The 18,501-nt window shown below is 41.8% G+C and carries 20 protein-coding genes and 1 tRNA gene; 8 read left to right on the top strand and 13 right to left on the bottom strand.

The genetic code is table 11. The features are described 5' to 3' along the window. Nucleotides 1-72: 72 nt before the first annotated feature. The 3 genes from OP489_RS04950 to OP489_RS04960 form a co-directional block, all read right to left on the bottom strand. The gene (locus OP489_RS04950; protein ID WP_266163228.1) at nucleotides 73-825 is read right to left on the bottom strand and encodes an alpha/beta fold hydrolase; all 753 of its coding nucleotides are present in this window, start codon (nucleotides 823-825) and stop codon (nucleotides 73-75) included. Nucleotides 826-1,003: 178 nt separating this feature from the next. Beyond that, a complete protein-coding gene (locus OP489_RS04955; RefSeq protein WP_266163229.1) occupies nucleotides 1,004-1,384 on the bottom strand; it encodes a DUF4363 family protein in 381 nt (126 codons plus the stop codon). Beyond that, complete coding sequence (locus OP489_RS04960; RefSeq protein WP_266163230.1) at nucleotides 1,381-2,058, bottom strand: DUF421 domain-containing protein; 678 nt, start codon at nucleotides 2,056-2,058, stop codon at nucleotides 1,381-1,383. The genes OP489_RS04955 and OP489_RS04960 overlap by 4 nt, the downstream gene beginning before the upstream one ends. A gap of 145 nt (nucleotides 2,059-2,203) precedes the next feature. On the opposite strand from OP489_RS04960, the gene OP489_RS04965 reads away from it, so the two are divergent. The 6 genes from OP489_RS04965 (at nucleotide 2,204) to OP489_RS04990 (ending at nucleotide 7,366) form a co-directional block, all read left to right on the top strand. Beyond that, nucleotides 2,204-3,232, top strand: a complete 1,029-nt coding sequence (locus OP489_RS04965) for a glycosyltransferase family 2 protein (RefSeq protein WP_266163231.1) — start codon at nucleotides 2,204-2,206, stop codon at nucleotides 3,230-3,232. A gap of 26 nt (nucleotides 3,233-3,258) precedes the next feature. After that, nucleotides 3,259-4,722 (top strand): UDP-N-acetylmuramoyl-L-alanyl-D-glutamate--2,6-diaminopimelate ligase, encoded by a 1,464-nt coding sequence (locus tag OP489_RS04970; protein ID WP_266163232.1) that lies wholly within the window; start codon nucleotides 3,259-3,261, stop codon nucleotides 4,720-4,722. A gap of 8 nt (nucleotides 4,723-4,730) precedes the next feature. Beyond that, complete coding sequence (locus OP489_RS04975) at nucleotides 4,731-6,089, top strand: UDP-N-acetylmuramoyl-tripeptide--D-alanyl-D-alanine ligase (RefSeq protein WP_266163233.1); 1,359 nt, start codon at nucleotides 4,731-4,733, stop codon at nucleotides 6,087-6,089. A gap of 151 nt (nucleotides 6,090-6,240) precedes the next feature. Then, nucleotides 6,241-6,327: transfer RNA gene (locus OP489_RS04980), tRNA-Leu, on the top strand. A gap of 79 nt (nucleotides 6,328-6,406) precedes the next feature. Then, nucleotides 6,407-6,943: a DUF1835 domain-containing protein gene (locus OP489_RS04985; protein ID WP_266163234.1), complete on the top strand. Its 537-nt coding sequence runs from the start codon at nucleotides 6,407-6,409 to the stop codon at nucleotides 6,941-6,943. 3 nt (nucleotides 6,944-6,946) lie between these two features. After that, nucleotides 6,947-7,366, top strand: a complete 420-nt coding sequence (locus tag OP489_RS04990) for a DUF3658 domain-containing protein (protein ID WP_266163235.1) — start codon at nucleotides 6,947-6,949, stop codon at nucleotides 7,364-7,366. A 342-nt stretch (nucleotides 7,367-7,708) separates the two neighbouring features. Here OP489_RS04990 and OP489_RS04995 read toward each other — a convergent pair whose 3' ends face one another. The 3 genes from OP489_RS04995 to OP489_RS05005 all read right to left on the bottom strand — a co-directional run bounded on the left by OP489_RS04995 (nucleotide 7,709) and on the right by OP489_RS05005 (nucleotide 8,839). Continuing rightward, nucleotides 7,709-8,056, bottom strand: a complete 348-nt coding sequence (locus OP489_RS04995; protein WP_266163236.1) for a four-helix bundle copper-binding protein — start codon at nucleotides 8,054-8,056, stop codon at nucleotides 7,709-7,711. Between the two features lie 224 nt (nucleotides 8,057-8,280). Further along, complete coding sequence (locus OP489_RS05000) at nucleotides 8,281-8,457, bottom strand: YdeI/OmpD-associated family protein (protein WP_266163237.1); 177 nt, start codon at nucleotides 8,455-8,457, stop codon at nucleotides 8,281-8,283. 94 nt (nucleotides 8,458-8,551) lie between these two features. Next, nucleotides 8,552-8,839, bottom strand: coding sequence for a DUF1294 domain-containing protein (locus tag OP489_RS05005; protein ID WP_266163238.1), 288 nt, complete (start codon nucleotides 8,837-8,839; stop codon nucleotides 8,552-8,554). A gap of 94 nt (nucleotides 8,840-8,933) precedes the next feature. Between OP489_RS05005 and OP489_RS05010 the strand changes: the two genes are divergently transcribed. Further along, nucleotides 8,934-10,217, top strand: a complete 1,284-nt coding sequence (locus OP489_RS05010) for a glycoside hydrolase family 10 protein (RefSeq protein WP_266163239.1) — start codon at nucleotides 8,934-8,936, stop codon at nucleotides 10,215-10,217. A 70-nt stretch (nucleotides 10,218-10,287) separates the two neighbouring features. Then, the gene (locus OP489_RS05015) at nucleotides 10,288-10,764 is read left to right on the top strand and encodes a hypothetical protein (protein WP_266163240.1); all 477 of its coding nucleotides are present in this window, start codon (nucleotides 10,288-10,290) and stop codon (nucleotides 10,762-10,764) included. 111 nt (nucleotides 10,765-10,875) lie between these two features. On the opposite strand, the gene OP489_RS05020 is transcribed toward OP489_RS05015, so the two are convergent. From OP489_RS05020 to aspS, 7 genes are all read right to left on the bottom strand, one after another. Continuing rightward, nucleotides 10,876-12,123 (bottom strand): NlpC/P60 family protein, encoded by a 1,248-nt coding sequence (locus OP489_RS05020; RefSeq protein ID WP_266163241.1) that lies wholly within the window; start codon nucleotides 12,121-12,123, stop codon nucleotides 10,876-10,878. A gap of 297 nt (nucleotides 12,124-12,420) precedes the next feature. Continuing rightward, nucleotides 12,421-12,999 (bottom strand): manganese efflux pump MntP family protein, encoded by a 579-nt coding sequence (locus OP489_RS05025; protein ID WP_266163242.1) that lies wholly within the window; start codon nucleotides 12,997-12,999, stop codon nucleotides 12,421-12,423. A gap of 139 nt (nucleotides 13,000-13,138) precedes the next feature. Next, nucleotides 13,139-14,557, bottom strand: coding sequence for an Asp-tRNA(Asn)/Glu-tRNA(Gln) amidotransferase subunit GatB (gene gatB / locus OP489_RS05030; protein ID WP_266163243.1), 1,419 nt, complete (start codon nucleotides 14,555-14,557; stop codon nucleotides 13,139-13,141). After that, nucleotides 14,554-16,020, bottom strand: a complete 1,467-nt coding sequence (gene gatA, locus OP489_RS05035; RefSeq protein WP_266163244.1) for an Asp-tRNA(Asn)/Glu-tRNA(Gln) amidotransferase subunit GatA — start codon at nucleotides 16,018-16,020, stop codon at nucleotides 14,554-14,556. Before gatA ends, gatB begins: the two co-directional genes overlap by 4 nt. An 11-nt stretch (nucleotides 16,021-16,031) precedes the next feature. After that, the gene (gene gatC / locus OP489_RS05040) at nucleotides 16,032-16,310 is read right to left on the bottom strand and encodes an Asp-tRNA(Asn)/Glu-tRNA(Gln) amidotransferase subunit GatC (RefSeq protein ID WP_266163245.1); all 279 of its coding nucleotides are present in this window, start codon (nucleotides 16,308-16,310) and stop codon (nucleotides 16,032-16,034) included. 126 nt (nucleotides 16,311-16,436) lie between these two features. Further along, complete coding sequence (locus OP489_RS05045) at nucleotides 16,437-16,631, bottom strand: hypothetical protein (RefSeq protein WP_266163247.1); 195 nt, start codon at nucleotides 16,629-16,631, stop codon at nucleotides 16,437-16,439. A 21-nt stretch (nucleotides 16,632-16,652) separates the two neighbouring features. Further along, on the bottom strand, nucleotides 16,653-18,404 hold the full coding sequence (aspS, locus tag OP489_RS05050) for an aspartate--tRNA ligase (RefSeq protein ID WP_266163248.1): 1,752 nt from the start codon (nucleotides 18,402-18,404) through the stop codon (nucleotides 16,653-16,655). Nucleotides 18,405-18,501 lie beyond the last annotated feature (97 nt).

Genomic DNA, 18,501 nt, shown 5'->3' on the forward strand with positions numbered 1-18,501 from the left:
AGGAGTGCTTGGCTGATTCAAAAGCAGCGAAGCACTCCTATTCTTTTTAGAAAAATTCAGCGCGGAAAATGTTCATCCTTTTATTTCGAAAAAACTTTTTAACAGCTTTATATATTGCTCCGTATGTACCAAACTGAGCTGACCATGTTTCATGTCTTTAGCAATATACAGTTGGCTTTTTGGAATCGTACGATGCAACAGTTCGGCGGATTCCTTCATCACTTTAATTTCGTCTGAGCCGACAATAATCAAGACTTTTGCATGAGTAGCCGCAATAGAAGGCTTTAAACGATAATTACCATTACTCAGCGTAAGGTTAATTAAAGACTGTTTGCTGATCTTTTGACTGTCCTGATAATAAGTTTCAAATAGTTCATCAGGAACACATAAGGATTTTGCCTGTAGTTTAGAGAACCAGCGCTTTTTAATCAGACCATAAAGGAATTGATAAGCTGGAACTGTTATGGCTGTTGTCCCTTTAATGGGAATTGTTAGAGCACTTTCAATGATAGCATATTGAGTAATATCAGGCTTTGTAGACAGTATTTCTACGGTAATCTGTGCACCGATAGAAAGTCCGCCAATCGCAAAGACTTTTCCATCGCAATTGTTTTCAATATAGCTGATTAATTTCTCTGCACATTTCTGAATGCTGATAAATGTTTCCGAGCCGTCTTCACCATGTCCGTCTAAAATAGGGGTTACTAGATGAAACTCAGATGACAAAAGCTGTACAGTATGATTCCATGACCAGTCAGATAATCCACCACCATGCAGTAGAATAATGGTTGGAAGTTTTTTCTCTCCTGCTTCTTTAAAAATCATAAATTCGTTTCCCTTTTGTAGATTTAGTCTGTTTATTAAGTGTAAGGTGTATTATAGACGAAGGTTTGTTAACTGTCAAGAAATTGAAAAAGTTTATCAGGATCAATAAAAACAGGCAGTACAATTTTTTTCGTTTAAAAATTGTACTGCCTGTTTGATTAGTTTGTGATTTAAACTTTTAAAAGAGGTTTTGCAAGGTTGGAACTTCGCTTTCTTTTAGATATTCCAATTGAACAGATCCACGATCGCATTCGGAGTAAAACTGTTCAATCGAATTCGTTTCACATAATTCCGGTAATGTGGAAAGTGTTTGATCAATCGCCTCTAGCCTAGCGTGAGGCATAAAAGTACAGAGAACCTCATGGCAGCCCTGCCAGTCCTTATTTATTTCCTCGCAAAGTTCCTGTGCATGGTTATAATCCCCAGAGGCAGAGACCGATTTTGCATTGGCAAGTTCCTGTATCATATTGTCTGTATACTGCAAAGTCGTGTGCATTCCCAGATTGCAGACTATGCCGAGCAGAACTGCAAGAACGCCGATGATGAAAAGCCGATTCATACTTTGCCTCCTTTCTGAATAATCTGATAATTACCACTGGTGTCGGCAGTCATGATAAAAATATCTTTTGACTGTAACTGTTTGCTTTTCAGAATATTCTGTAACCAAATACGATTCTTATTACAAAGATTGAGGGAAGAATCGTTGATTACACCATCACTGATCACAACGGTTTCGAATCCGGAGTCAGTTTGAGCAACTCCAAGAGCTCCTGCAGTTGGCATTTCCTGTTCAGGCTTTTTTAAGATGCTCATTTTTCCGTTTGTTTCAACGATTGCGTAGGAGACATCAGAAATATGAAAAACATTTTTTTGCCGAATTGCTTCAAATAAATCTTCTGTTGTCATTCGGAGACGGTGCATTTCCTGCGGCTGAATTTTGCCGTCTCGGATGACAATGATGGGTTTTCCACAGATCATTTCACGGAATCTTCCGCTTTTCATCATGATGAAGGATACGCCCACTTCGCAGATTGCCAAAACGGCGATTGGAATGAATCCGCTTGCGAGAGGCTGACCGGTATCCTGCATTGGAATGGCCGCGATATCAGAAATTAAAAGGGTTACAACCAATTCGCTTGTCTGCAGTTCACTGATCTGTCGTTTTCCCATGAGCCTAACCGCTGCTATAATCACTATGTATAGCAGTAGTGTACGGATTAAAGAAATCATCATAAATACATCACCAATTTTATTATGAACAAAAGGGGAAAAGCTATTCATGTTTGGCAAAAGATTGTAATCTGTTTTTGCAGATGATATAATATAAAAGTTCGTATAAACGTCTTTATGAGCAGAAATTTTGAATGGAGGGATTTATTTGCCTGCACTTTCAGTGATTGTACCGGTATATAACGGTGAAGAAAAACTGAATCCATGTGTAGAAAGTATCCTGAAGCAGAGTAATCCTGATTTGGAATTGCTGTTGATCAATGACGATTCAAATGATCGTTCACTAGAATTTTGCCATCAGTTTGAGCGTCAGGATTCTCGCGTTACAGTGTATGATAAGCCTCATGGAGGAAAATATGACTGCTTTAATTTTGGGGCAGTTCGCGCAAGAGGGGACTATCTTCTGTTTTTGCCGTCGGAAAGCCGCCTGATGGAGGGAGCCGTTAAAACACTGATTTTCTGTGCTCAAAAGGAAAAAGCAGATCTCCTACTCTTTGGAGAAGCGACGGTCGCTGGAGAGAAATTTTCTCTTCCGATCGGAAAAGATACTTCTGATCCTAAAATTTGCGAGTTGGTGCAGAATGCATTAGTGGGACCAGGAACAAGGGAGCAGGAGTGGAGAAAAGTAAAAGGATTGGATTCTCCATGGAGAAGACTTTATCGGCGAGAATGGTTTTTAGAAAACCACCTGCACTTTTTTAAAGAGACCGAGCTTTTTCCACCGGCGCGTCCGGCAGTGATTATGGCACATTATAGTGCGCATAAGACCGTCCTTTTGCCGGAATCATTTATTATTTTTCAAGAGGCTCCGATAGAAATTTCAGAACAGAAAAAGAGCCTGATCGAACGGTATCAAGCCTGCTTTGAGGTGGTAGCGGATTTTTTAAAGCAGCAGCATATTTATGAGCATTTGGAAAAACGTCATCTTGCATGGTTTTTGCTGGAGGCAGGAAAGTCTTGTTTGGAAGAAGCGGTTAAAAGTTCTTTGGAAAATCGGGAAAAACTATATGACCGCTTAAAAAAGATTCTTAGAACTCCGCTGATGATTCGAGCAATCCAGTCGGATTTTCAGGATGGATTTTCCCGAACGGAAAAAAGAATGCAGAGAATCTTAAGGATCAATCATTTCCATTTGATTGAATCATACTTTCGTTATCATATTCGGTCAATGACTTAAATTTTGACATCAACGGAGGAATATCCATGATTTTAAAAGAATTGATACAGAATCTGCCTTGCAGTTTAAAAGGAGACAATACCGCCGAAGTTACGGGTGTTGTTTATGATTCCAGAAAAGTTGTTAAGGGCAGCGTCTTTGTTTGTATGGTAGGCCCCAATTTTAATGGGCATCAGTTTGTGAAACAGGCTCAGGACGCTGGTGCAGCAGCAATTGTTGTGCAGGAAGAGGTTCAAACACTTTCCTGTGCTGTTGTACAGGTAGAAAATACAAAATATGCGCTTGCTGTATTGTCGGCAGCATGGTTTGGAAATCCAGCCGAGGAACTTACGGTAATTGGAATTACCGGAACAAAGGGGAAGACGACTGTCAGCTACATGGTACACTCTATTTTAGAGAGCGCTGGAATCCATACCGGAATTATCGGGACGATCGGTACGGTTATTGGAGACCAGATTACAAAGACAGAGAATACAACGCCTGCCTCTTATGAGATTCAGTCGGCTATGCGTCATATGGTGGAATCTGGTTGTAAAGCTTGTGTGATCGAGGCAAGTTCTATTGGCCTTCGGGAACATCGGGTCAGCGGATTTACATTTGACATTGGTTTATTTACGAATTTTTCTCCCGACCATATCGGCGGCGTAGAGCACAAAGATATGGAAGAATACCGTCGCTGTAAAGCAATGCTGTTTCAGCAGAGTAAGTTGGGGATTATTAATCTGGATGACCCCAATTGGAAGGGAATTGTTGAGGGGCATACTTGTCCGCTTGAATTCTATGGATTTTCAGATAAAGCCGAGCTGCGAGCTTCCAATGAAAAACTTGTTTCCCGCCCAGGCTATCTGGGAGTTCAGTTTGATTTGGAAGGAGCGGTTAACGCTAAAAATATTACGGTGGATATTCCGGGAAAATTCAGCGTTTATAATGCACTTTCTGCAGTGGCGGTTTGCCGCCATTTTAATGTTTCTGAAAAAGCGATCCGAGAGGGTCTCGATACGGTTAAAGTAAAGGGCAGAGTAGAGCCTGTCCCTGTACCCGGCAATTATACATTGCTCATTGACTACGCTCATAATGCGGTCAGCATGGAAAACATTCTGACTACGTTGCGGGAGTATCAGCCGCATCGTCTGATTTGCCTTTTTGGAGCGGGTGGAAACCGCCCGAAAATCCGCCGGTACGAAATGGGCGAAATGAGCGGAAAATTTGCGGATTTGTCTGTTGTGACAGCAGATAATTCCCGCTTTGAAAATGTGATGGATATTATCGCTGATATTGAAGTTGGTCTGCATAAAACCGATGGAAAGTATCTTGTAATTCCGGACAGAAAAGAAGCAATCCGCTATTGTATGGACCATGCGGAAGATGGGGATGTCGTTGTCCTCGCAGGAAAGGGTCATGAAGATTATCAGGAGATCAAGGGCGTAAAATATCATCTTGATGAACGCGAAGTTGTCCGTGATATTCTAAAGGCGGAAGGGAAGGCGTAAATAATTTTATGCAAATGACGGTAAAAGAAGCTGCGGAGGCTTGCGGCGGAAAGATTCTCTGCGGAGATCCGACAGCCTTGATTACATCGGTTTGTACGGATAGTCGGCAGGCGGGAGTGGGTTCACTTTTTGTCCCAATTCGCGGAGAACACACCGATGCACATATTTATATTCCGGCAGTTTTTAAAGCGGGCGCTGTTGCTACTTTCACACAGAACCATCAGTCGATGCATGACAGCCATGTGTGGATTGCAGTGCCGGATACTTTGAAAGCACTGCAGACACTTGCAGGTGCCTATCGCAAAAAGTTTTCCCTTCCGGTCATTGGGATTACAGGGAGCGTCGGAAAAACAACGACCAAGGAAATGGTGGCGTTGGCGCTTTCTTCGGAGCTCAAAGTGATGAAAACGCAGGGAAATCAGAACAGTCAGGTTGGCTTGCCGCTTACGATGTTTCAACTGGAAGAAAATCAGCAAGCAGCAGTGATCGAAATGGGAATGAGCCAATTTGGAGAAATGAGCCGCCTGGCGGAAATTGCAGCGCCAAAGTATGCGGTGATGACGAATATCGGAATTTCTCATATTGAAAATTTGCATACACAGGAAAATATTTTGAAGCAGAAGTTGCATATTACTGATCAGTTCCAAAAAGATTCCATTCTATTCTTAAATGGAGATGACCCGCTTTTAGCTTCTTTGCGAGGAAAGTTTCCGTTTGAAGAGGTTTATGTTGGGACTTCTGAAACATGTGATTATCGAGCTAAAAACATTCAAATGGAAAATGGACATACCTATTTCCTTGTAAGCCATGGAAAGTCGGAGTGGCCGGTTGATCTGCCTGTCCTTGGAACTCACCATGTGATCAATGCGATGTTGGGAATTGCAGTGGCAGAAAAGCTGGGAGTATCCGCCCAAAACGCGATTTGTGCTCTGAAAAATTATCGTCCGCTCGCCATGCGTCAGCAAATTCATGAGGCGAATCGTATTACAATTATTGATGATTCCTATAATGCCAGCCCAGATGCGGTCAAGAGTAGCTTGGAAGTGCTTTCTTCTTTTAAGAAGGGAAGACGTGTGGCCGCACTGGCTGATATGTTGGAGCTTGGAGAATGCTCCCAGAATGCACATTTTGATTGTGGAATCTGTGCGGCAAAATCCGGTATCGATTTTCTGGTTACAGTAGGGGAACGCTCAAAAGAGATTGTAAAAGGGGCACTCAGTGTAAACTCTAAACTTGAATATAAAGAATGCGAAACAAACGAGCAGGCAGTAGAGGCGTTGAAACAATATTTGACTGCCGGAGATACGGTTTTAGTGAAAGGTTCACGCAGCATGCATACAGATGAGATTGTGCGGGCTTTGCTATAAAATCAAAGCCTTTTTGTTAAAATAAAAGTAAAAGTAGCGGTCTTTGCAGATGATGCAGAGATCGCTTTTTCTTGTTGTGAATGCCGTAAAAACGGTTGACAACAAAGGCGAGATATGATATTATATTCAAGTCGGAAAATTGAAGATAAATGCGAGAGTGGCGGAATTGGCAGACGCGCATGGTTCAGGTCCATGTGAAAGCAATTTCATGGGGGTTCAAGTCCCCCCCCTCGCACCAGTTTATATAAAAGGATTTGAACCATTACGGTTTGAATCCTTTTATTATTTTGATTTTAACTATGAAAGGGGGGAACATTGTGATTGAAATTGTGTTTAATGACAGCGCAGGTGGCAGCTTGAAGTTGGCACAGCATTATGGTGAGGGAAAATACTGTAGTGGAGCAGTCGGAGTTATCATAAGTCATTCAGATGGCAGCAAACCCACAAAAGCTGAGATTAAGACCGCACAGCGTGAATATGAGGAAAAGGAACACCGTGCATGGGAAAAAGCTGTCCCTTTGGGCGGTGATTCTACGGATGTGTTCAGTTTCAATCTTGCATGGAGCGTTGGCAGCATCGCAGACAGCAGCGTGGGTCTAGAACGCCTTACTGTGCTGGAGCGACTTTTCAGCACCTATCCTGAGAATGTTGGAAAACCAGCTGCTGAAGAATTGTATCAATTGGCCATAAAAAATCTGGATGCTATCCGTAATCGGGCAGAGAATGGTGAGACTCTGCGTATGTGGTATAGTAATCAGCCAGACGAAATATGTGGGTTATATTGGCTTATGAACCTGTTGGAAAGTTGGAAAAACTCTTCTATCAAGGTTGTTCTTGTTAAACTCTCGGAATGAGAAGTGGAAGAAGCAACGATTATTCGGCATAGCGGCTGGGGTGAGGTTGAGCCGGGAAAGTGGCACAACTATCTTGATATGCAAAAGGCCGTACCGGAAGTCTTGCTCCATGCCCTCGCTTCAAACTGGGCGGAACTTCAAAAAGAAAATGCGCCATTGCGTGCCGTTATAAACGGGAGACTGCAAAGTGTTCCCGAAAACTTTTATGATGATTTTATCCTACGCGAGATTGCTTTAGAAAAAAATGAATTCCGTGAAGCCAATTTGATTGGCAGAATTCTTGGGAAATATCAGCTTGGCATTGGTGATGGCTGGCTGGCTCTGCGTATTGAAGAAATGATTCGTGCAGGAAAGTTGGGAATTGTTTCGTCTGCTCCGGAGGACAGGCCAAGTTATTACCGGATTCTCAAGAAAAAGAATTGAATATAATGAGCATAATCGGAACCTGCATCTAAATTGAGCAATAACACAATATCAGAGTCGTTGAATTTGGCGGCTCTGATTTCTTTTTTCTTCGATCCTTTGATTTGTTCGCTAAAGCGGCCTCATTTGACGAAAAATGCTATAAGAATACTCGCATTTAAGGTGAGGGTAATAGAACCTTTTTGGCTCGTCATGTATAGCAATCATACGCTGTTAATCACTTTAATTACCTAAATGAATTCACCAAGATTAGTAGCATTGTTTAATAATACAACGTAAAACAAAAACCGTGTGGTTTTAATTCCACACGGCTTTTTACTTTGCTGCTCTAGATTTTGGATTTTACATACTAGCCATCATTTTACATTCATTTGCGCAAGTCTGACACTCAGCAGCGCACTTTTTACAATGGTCGTCTTTAAACATTGCGCATTCCTGAGCACATTCATTGCAGATCGTTTCGCACAATTTACATAAATCTTTTGCATGCTTTGCTTCCATTGACATAAAGGAAGATGCTTCTTTGCAAATGCAAGCACACTCGTTAAGAGTCATGATACACATTTTTCTTGCGCTTACATCGGTTTCGCTAAGGCACAGATTCATGCATTCAATACATACTTGTGTGCATTTGTTGCAGGCGTCGATACATTTTTGATACTTGTCAGTTGCTTTATTTACGATTTCCATGTTTAACCTCCTAAATGTAATTTTTGAAATAACTATAACCTATTTTCCCTCAAATGACCGTCTTTATGCTATGCGTTTTTATCTTATTTTTTTTATTATTAAGCGTAAATACTGTTATGTAATTGTCCAAAATCATTAATTTTATTGGGCTTTTTTATTTAAAGTTTCTTAAAGAGATAAAAAAGAGACACTTTTAAAAAGTGTCTCTTTTTTACATTTAAAACTTAATAGTCTCCGCGTGTTAAATTATCTGCGTAATTTCGCAGACTTTCAAACGAATTGACGTTAAAAGATCTAGTGCTGATTTGCTGCCGAACAGTCGGCGGAAGATTATCAAAATAGGCTTTTGCTTCCGGGTTATCCTTGAGCATTTCAAACATGTTTCCATATTTTTTATCCATAAAAACACCTCCGAAAAGAGTATGGACAAATAAAAGCAAAAAATACCATTTTTAAAAGACAAAAAGCAATTATCAGCGAGGTTTTATTGTTATATCAAAAGGTAAAAGAGGGATTGATGTTTCTTTCAATCAAAAATCCTGTGATCAGTTGTAAAATTAAAATAAATGGAATTCCAATCATGAATTTTAATTTTCTGGTTTTGTGATGGAAAATCAACATAGAAAAAAAGATTCCCGGACTGCCGCCTAAAATTGCCAAAATAAAAAGGGTTCGTTCTCGAATTCTCTGTTTATTCAGTTTTGCAGCACGTTTGTCGTGAAATATGGAAACAGAGGAGAGTAGGTTGATAAAAAGCAGGTAGCTAATTAGAAATTTTTCCAAAAGGATAGTCCTCCGTTCTAAAAAATAAGATTGTCCCTATATATGATAGTACCGGATACTCTGATCGAAGTCAAATAACGAGGAGGATGTAAAAATGGTGTTTTCAATTCACAAGCATACAATTTTACTTGGAATTTTAGCATTAGTATTAGTTGTTATCATCTCAATGACTTTTGGAAGACGAAATGGTGAAGTGACTTCTAGTTCCTCACAGTCGGATTCTTCAAAAAGCGCATCTGAATCGTTGCCTTCGTCTGCTGTAACCACTGCCGGGACATCATCTGCAATCGGCAGCACAGACGAAATGCGGGCTGTTTGGGTCCCTTATATGACGCTGGATATGAGTCGTGAATCAGATAAAAGTGAACAGGCCTTCCAGCAGAAATTTGACAAAATTGTAGAAACGGCGAAACAGAATGGAATGAATACTCTGGTTGTTCATGTGCGACCGTTTGCGGACTCACTTTATCCCAGTGCATACTTTCCATGGTCACATTTAACCGGCAGCACACAGGGCGTAGATCCAGGTTATGACCCACTTGCCTATATGGTTCAGAAGACGCATGAGGAAGGACTAAAATTCCATGCATGGCTTAATCCACTGCGCATTCAGGTGAATCAGACGCCTTCTATTTTATCGGAACAGAATCCTTATAATCTTTACCGTTCCAAGGAGGATACCGCCGATTATGTGGTTGATTGGGAAAATGGAAAGTATTTTAATCCGGCATATCCGGCGGTGCGAAAGCTCATTGCAGACGGAGCTGCAGAAATTGCTCATAATTATCCGGTAGATGGGATTCAGTTTGACGATTATTTTTATCCGACCGACAAAGAAGAATTTGATCAAAAAGCTTATCAAAGTTATTGCAGTGGGCAATCCGACGGTAGCCGGCTGTCTCTCTTAGATTGGCGTGCAGCCAATATTAATGCGATGATGGCAGAAGTATATCAGGCGATTAAAAATGTTTCTGCACAGACTGTTTTTGGAGTGTCACCGCAGGTGAATTTAGAGAATGACCGGAAAATGGGAGCAGATGTTGCAGCGTGGGGGCAAACAAAGGGCTATGTGGATTATATTTGCCCTCAGGTTTATGTGAACTTCAATCATCCGGTTCTCCCCTATGAAAATGCGATTGAAACGTGGAGAAATTTAGTAACAGAACCGCAAGTAAAGCTTTATTTTGGTTTGGGGCTGTATAAAGCGGATTCCAATGCGGACAGTGGGGCATGGGAAAATAGTACAGACGTGATGGCGAGGCAGGTAGAGGCAGGCCGTGCGGCTAAATGCGATGGCTTTATGTTTTATGCTTATGATGACTTTCTGGCTCAGGAGAAGCAGCAGGAGGTTAAAAATGTAGTCAAATTATTTCAATGATTATCTTGTAAATGATAGGGAGCAGTGGTATACTAAGTCCCACGGAAAAATCAAATAAAGGATGGTTATTATGCAGCAAATTTTAGGAATAGTGCTTGTAGCAGCAATTTTATGCTTTTTTGCATTTTATGGATTGGGGAGAACAGGACATGCCAATCAAAAACTTAGAAAGATTCGTTTTTATCAATATGGAACTTCTGCATCGGCTGCGAAAGATAGTGATTTAGTCAAAAAATTTTATTCCGCATTTGAGGAATGCCTAGCGGAGCAAAAACCACTTACACATGAACAACGTGTAGATGATGATTTTATGGAAGCGATGCGCAAAGAAAAAACATGTGCGGAGATGGAATATGAAAAAGATGCGCCGGCACTTCACTTTTTAGGAGAGCTTGGTAATCCGGATTTTTTAAAAATGGGATATGACCGTTTGTTTCTCTGTAAAGAAGATGGATTGCTTTTTATTAGCTTTCATGGACAATATCAGAATGATCCTGTTTTTCTTAGAAATCTAGATCCTGTTTTTTCGTATCTTGAAGAAAAATAAAAATTTATAATGATAAAAGGGGTCGCTTTGAGTAGCAATCCCTTTTATCATTTTTTTGTAAAAAACACCCGGATGAAAAATCATCCGGGTGAAAAATTTTATGTAGTTTCTTTAGAGTCTACCATAGCAGTAGAAATGCTGCAGATTATAAGAAGATTCTGTTGAGCATTCGGAGACACCGCCATCTTCGGCATCGATCATCATATTGCTGCCAATGTAGATGCCAACGTGTGTAACAGTTTCTCCACAGTTATAAGTTCCTTGGAAGAAAATCAAATCGCCAGGCTGTCTTTCAGAAACAGAAATTCTAGAACATTCATTGCAAAGTCCTTGTGCAGTGGTCCTGGAGACTCCATAAGCCCAACAGATCAAACCGGAACAGTCAAAAGCATCTGGTCCAGCGGCACCCATTACATAAGGCTTTCCAAGAGCAGATTCCGCTTTGGCAATCACGCTGGAGAAAGAGGAAGAAGATCCTCCGGAAGAACCAGAAGAACTAGAAGAGCCATTATCGGAAGAACCACCACTATAGGAGCCGGAATTGTTGCTTCCACTGTTTCCAGAAGCGGCAGTTGTTGTTTGAGCTGCAGAAGTGTTTGTTGAAGTTTGTGCTTGCTGTCCTGACCAACTGTTGAGAGCGGCAGAAATTTTAGCAGCTTGTGCGTCCAAAGAAGAACTCTTGCTTTCCAGATCAGTTTCTTGCTGTCCAATGTTCTGTAGGAATTGTGTGGTTTCCTCCAGAGAAGAGGTTAACTGTTGCTGCTTCTGATCAACAGAGTCTTTCAGAGCTGCGACTTCCTGACGCTTTTGATCAATAACTTGTTTTTTGTCCTGAACTTCTTGCTTTTCTGATTTCAACCGATCAATCAAGTCGGTATCATGCTGTGTGACCATGGTGACTGCTTCTGTTTTGTCAGCCAAATCCAATAGGTCTTTAGAAGAGAGAAGAATTTGCAGGTTACAGGCATCTCCGCCCATGTAAAGTGCGCACAAACGCTCTTTTAATTGATTGGTGTCATCGTCAATTTGTGTTTGCATTTTGTCGATGTCATCCTGAACCTGTTGTGCCTGTAAATCTAAGTCTGTTATCTGATTGTTATAATTGTTGACTTCATCTTCGATTGTAGCGAGCTGTGACTGCAAGGCGGCGGCATAAGCTGTCTTGTCATCTTTGTTTTGCCGCAATGCAGAAAGTTGATCGTCATTTTCTTTTTGTTGATTGCTAAGCTCAGACTGTTGTGACTGCAGAGAAGCACTGTCTTCTGCATGAACAGCAGGAAGCGCCATGTTTGCAGTAACAACGGAGAAGGCCAAAACGACTGTTAAAATACGTAAGGCTGCAGATCTTTTTAATTTCAATCGTATCCTTCTTTCTGTTTTATTATCGTTGATTTTAAAATAAATGTAAGTTTTGTAATCATCAATTACATTTTTGTTACATTATATCACAATCTGATGATTTGTCAAATTTTTAATAAAAAAATCGTTTTTAGAGAAAGCAAATGGAAAAACAAAGAAAATATAAGAATAATAGGGAATAGGAGCTAAACGATAATTTTTTAAAATTTGGATCTCGGTGTTTTATAAATTATGGGAACTGTCTTTTTATCATCATTACGAGTGCTGCTTTTATTTGTCTTCTTTGGAAAAGAGGTGTTAAATACATTCACAAAGCCCCAAAATCAGCAGAATGCAGCCGGAAATTGCTTCTGCATAATGCCCTAAAATTTTAGCAAAATAGGTTTTTCCGAGGTATTGCCCAAGGCATAGCATGGCAATGCTCACGAAAAAAGTGCAGCAGGAGGTTAAAACGGAAGGAAGCCCTGCAATACTGGCACTGATTCCCATACCCAGATTATTAAGGGTTAGCGCGCAGGCGATCAGGAAAGTTTGAGAAAGTGAAAGGAGAGAGGGGGAAACAGCAGGAGATTGAGCATTTTTGTTTTTAGCCGATGTCTCTTTGGGAGAAATCGGTCTTATACCATCCCATAAGAAATAGAGGCCGAGAAAAATCAGCAAAAGATTGCCAATCGTTTGTGCATATTTTGGGGCGAGAGAATGAGCTGCAAAACTGCCAAGAGTCATTGCAAGAAAGGTTCCGATACAGGAAATAAGAGCAATAATTACATTATACAGAAAAGGAATCCGAATTTTTCGGATTCCATAAGTAATGCCAATTGTCATATTATCAAGATTTGCGGAGCAAGCGAATAAAAAAGCCTCAAAAAACTGCATATGATTGCCTCACCTTCAAATAATTTATACCCCAGTTTATACAAATTTTATTTGAATGGTGCTATTTTGAAAAAAAGGTTTCCGCCTTCCTAAGATAAGGAAGATGGAAACCTTTATAAAAATGATATCAGAAAATTATTTAATTTTTAAAAAGATTGACCAGAGTCGTTTCTGCTTTTTGAGCATCTGCACGGCCATGGGTTGATTTCATCACAAAGCCAACTAATGCTTTAATCGCTTTTTCTTTGCCACCGAGATAATCTTTTACAGCGTTTGGATTCTTTTCCATTGCCTCTTTGCAAAGCTTTTGTAGATCTTCATCACTGATACCGGCAAGATCTTTTTCTGACAAAAAGTCAGTAGCAGGTTTTCCGGTATCCAACATTTTTTCCAAAGTGGACTTTATAAGGTTCATTCGAATCTTTCCATCGTCCAACAATTTAATTAGTTCATGGAGATTTTTAGGAGTAACGTTGATTTCGAAAGATTCCTTGGCACTGTCGCTTTCCAGACGGCGAAAAATCTGTCCTAAAATACAGGAAGCGAGCGCTTTTTTATTTTGAATTCCCTCAGAAGCCTGATCAAAATATTGCCAGCAGCGACGGTAACGGAGAAGATTTTTGGCATCCGCTTCGCTGATTTGATATTCTTCGGTGTAGCGATGGAATTTATCTTCTTCCGGTTCGGGCAGAAGAGCTTTTAATTCGGCAATTTTTTCTTTTGAAACATGGATCGTAACGAGATCAGGGTCACGGAAATAGCGGTAATCCTGTGCATCTTCTTTTCCGCGCATTCCTTCGGTGCAGTCATTTGTTTCATCATAGCGGCGAGTTTCCTGTGTGACCTCTTTACCAGCTTCCAGAAGATCAATCTGCCGTGCAAATTCATATTCTACCGCTTTCGTGATAAAATTGATTGAGTTCATGTTTTTGATTTCGGTACGAGTCCCCAGATCTTTGGACCCTTTTTCTCTTGTGGAGATATTGACATCGCATCGTACGGAGCCTTCCTGCATTTTGCAGTCAGAGACGCCAATGTAGCGCATGATAGACTGGATCTTTTCTACATATTCGCGAACTTCATCAATTGTACGGAAATCCGGTTCCGTGACGATTTCAATCAAAGGGACACCGCCGCGGTTATAGTCTACATAGGTATTTCCGCGGGAATGAACGAGCTTTCCGGCATCTTCTTCGATATGGATACGCAGAATCCGAATCCTGCGTCCATCGGAGAGATCAAGATAGCCGTTTTTACAGAGCGGCTGATCGAACTGTGAAATCTGGTAAGCTTTTGGCAGATCAGGATAAACATAGTTTTTACGATCCATTTTGCTTTCTTCTGCAATTTCGCAATGGGTGGAAAGGCCTGCCATGATGGCATATTCCACAACCTTTTGATTTAGTTTTGGAAGGGTACCGGGCAGCCCAATGCAGATGGGACAGCAGTGAGTGTTTGGCTCTCCGCCGAACTCAGTGGTACAGCTGCAGAAGATTTTTGTTTTAGTGGCAAGCTCCACATGGGTTTCAAGACCCACAACCAGTTCGTACTGACTCATTTTTTCACCCCCATTTTTACCGGGCAAAATACGGTATCACGAACAGCTTTTTCATATTGGTGAGCGGCCCGCAAAATCGTTGCCTCCTCAAATTTTCTGCCGATCAGCTGCATTCCCACCGGCATATTGTCTTCATCTTTTCCGCAGGGAACGCTGATTCCCGGTAATCCGGCAATGTTAACCGGTACAGTGCAAATATCTGTACGATAGTTGTCGACCGCGTTTGAGCTGTAATGTTGGGGAAGCGCTGTTACTGGAACAGTGGGGGCAAGAATTATATCGCATTTTTGGAAGGCGGATCGAAATGCATCGACGATTTTTCCGCGCAGAATCTGTGCTTTCTTGTAATAGGCATCATAGTAGCCAGAAGACAGCACATAAGTGCCGAGTAAAATTCGGCGCTGAACTTCTGCACCGAATCCTTCACTGCGGGTCTTGCAGATCATTTCATTAAGATCATTGTAATGTTCCGTCTTGTAGCCGTAACGGATTCCATCATAGCGGCCGAGATTGGAAGAAGCCTCTGCACAAGCCAGAATATAATAGACAGGCAGTGCATATTGAAGCTCCGGTAAAGCGAGAGGAACCAGCTCACAGCCAAGTTCCTGATAGGTTTTCTGAGCATTTTCCAATGCTTTTTGAACACCGGGGCGCAGACCTTCGTAATATTCTTTCGGAATACCGATTTTCATGCCTTTAATGGATTGATTTAAACTTTCAGCACAGGGAGCTCCTTTTCGTCCGCTGCAGGTGCTGTCACGTTTGTCATAAGATGAAATCGCATCAAAGACTAGTGCGGCATCTTCGGCACAGCCGGCGATTGGCCCAATTTGGTCAAAGGAACTTGCAAATGCGATCAGACCATAACGAGAGACGGCACCATAGGTTGGTTTTAACCCGACAACACCGCAGAACGAAGCAGGCTGCCGAATAGAACCGCCGGTATCACTGCCCAATGCGTAAGCGGCGAGATTTGCGCAAACAGCGCTGGCACCTCCGCCGGAAGAACCACCAGGGACCCGATTTAGATCGTGCGGATTCTTGGCGCCGCCGTAGCAGCTTGTTTCACAGGTGGAACCCATTGCAAATTCATCCATATTGGTTTTGCCGAGGAGGATAGCATTCTGTGCTTTTAAAATTTCCCAGACAGCAGCATCATAGATTGGAGTGTAACCGCTCAAAATTTTAGAGCAGCAAGTTGTCGGAATCTTGTTGGTGCTGATATTGTCCTTTAAGGTCATCGGAACCCCTTCTAGGGGAGAAAGTGGGTTCCCAGCGGCAATTTTCTGGTCAACTCTTTTTGCAGCGAAAAATGCTTCTTCCGGAGTGACAGTCACATAGGAATTTAAAATCTGGTTATCGCGCTCGATTGCATCCAGATAACTTTTGGTCAGTTCTTCGCAGGAATAGTCCTTGTGGAGGAGTCCTTCCTGAATTTTTCGAATCGTACTGTAAGAATCCATTTGTTTCCTCCTTATGACCGCTTCTTTACAAGAAAACAGCCGTCGTCCTGATCCTGCGCATTTTTTAGGATTTCTTCTTGCGGCAGGCTTTCCTGTATGGTGTCTTCACGAAACACATTAGAAAGACCATTAATATTATCAAAATCGTTCTGATCTGCGGGAATGGAATTAATGGTATCCGCAAAATCAATGATGGAATTCATTTCTTCCGCAAGATTCTGAAGCTTTTCGGGTGGAATAGAAAGTTTTGCAAGCTTTGCAAGACTTAGCAGTTCTTCATGGCTGACCATAAGGTTCCTCCTTTTGCCGGGTTTAAAAATTGTGCAGTCAAGAGGGGAAAAGAAAATTCCCATGCTGGCTGCACAAGTGGTTCCGGCGGATTATTTAATATGCGGTTCATCCGCTGATAATGCTTCTTATTTAGAGGCGCGTTTTTCCTGGATATGCCGAATAAGCTGCATAACGAATGCGACTAAAGCACAGAGCAGAGCCAGTTTGACTAAAGTGATTGCAAGGTAGCCCAGCCCTTTGATCAGTGTTAAAATCAAAACGCAGGCAACAACGATTACGACTGCAAGAGAAAGAGTCTGTTTAAAGTTTAAATTTCGCATTTTAAATCTCCTTTCAGACAATTACCGCAATTTAATGTGGATCTCCCGCAGCTGTTGTTCGGTAACCGTGTTGGGAGAACCCATCATAACGTCCTGTGCATTGGAATTCATGGGGAATGCGATGACTTCACGAATATTATCTTCGCCGGTCAAGAGCATTACCATGCGGTCGATTCCAGGTGCCATTCCAGCATGCGGCGGAGCACCATACTGGAACGCATTATAGAGAGAAGAGAATTTGTTTTTGAGGTCATCCTCGGTATATCCTGCAATCTCGAAGGCTTTTTTCATAATTTCCAAATCATGATTGCGCACGGCACCGGAAGAAAGCTCTACGCCATTGCAGACAATATCGTACTGATAGGCGAGAATGTCTTCCGGGGCTTTATGAAGAAGGTCATCCATACCGCCTTGCGGCATCGAGAAGGGATTGTGCGTGAAGATATATTTTCCGGTTTCCTCGTCAATTTCGTACATTGGAAAATCAACGATATAGCAGAGTTCATAGCGACTTTCATCGATCAAATGCAGACGTTCGCCGAGCTCTGTGCGAATCTGGCCTGCCAGCTTTGGAGCGAAGTCTTTATCGTCCGCAATAAAGAAGATAACGTCTCCCTTTTTCAGACCGGAACGCTTGATCATTTCTGCACGCTGCTCTTCGGTTAAAAACTTATCGATTGGGCCTTTAAAGGAGCCATCCTCCATCGCTTCGATATAACCAAGGCCTTTCATGCCGATAGAAAGAGCAAATTTCAGCATCTGCTCAAAAAAGCTGCGGGACTGTTTGACGCAGTCAGGAACTGTGATGGAGCGTACACATTTGCCGCGAAATGGTTTAAAGGCAGTCTCTTTAAAGAGATCAGAGAGATCGACAATCAAAAGAGGATTGCGCAGGTCAGGCTTGTCTGTACCGTAGCGCAGCATGCTTTCTTCATAGGGAATCCGCTTAAAAGGAGCAGGGGAGACTGTTTTTCCATTGCCGAATTTGCAGAAAGTAGGATAGAGAACATCCTCAGCTACTTTAAAGACATCTTCCTGAGTGGCAAAAGCCATTTCAAAATCAAGCTGATAAAATTCTCCGGGGGAGCGGTCAGCTCTCGCATCTTCATCGCGGAAGCAGGGAGCAACTTGGAAGTACCGGTCAAATCCGGAAACCATCAAAAGCTGTTTAAAAATCTGCGGAGCCTGCGGCAGCGCATAAAATTTTCCTTGATGTTTACGGCTTGGAATTAAATAATCTCGGGCACCTTCCGGAGAAGAGGCGGAGAGAATCGGCGTCTGCAGTTCCAAAAATCCCAGTTCTGTCATTCGCTGACGAAGATAGGAAATGATTTTACTGCGCAGAATAATGTTGTCGTGCACTTTTGGATTGCGCAGATCCAGATAGCGATATTTTAAACGTACATCTTCTTTTGTGTCGCGACTCTGAGAGACTTCAAAAGGAAGATTCGGCAGGCATTTTCCGAGGACGGTAAGACTATCCACTTTGATCTCTACGGTACCGGTTGGGATCTTTGGATTAATGGTATCCTGATCTCGGAGAACTACGGTTCCGCCAGCAGTAAGACTGCATTCTTTATTGACTTCTTTGAGCATTGCTTCATCGTGGACAACAATCTGTACAACGCCGCTTTGGTCGCGCAGATCTAAAAATTGAACACCGCCGTGGTCACGAATGTTTTCCACCCATCCGGCAACACGAACCTGTTTTCCAATTTCGGATTCCAGAATTTCGCCGCAAGCGTGAGTGCGATATTTGTTTTGGCAGATCATCTATTCTTACTCCTCATGCTGATTTATTTGCCTACATATTGTAGCATTTTCTTTTACAAAATATTTCATAGATACTTATTATACTATGAAAAAAATC

It is taken from the genome of Caproicibacterium sp. BJN0003 (assembly GCF_026314295.1).
In the GTDB taxonomy this organism is placed as follows: domain Bacteria; phylum Bacillota; class Clostridia; order Oscillospirales; family Acutalibacteraceae; genus Caproicibacterium.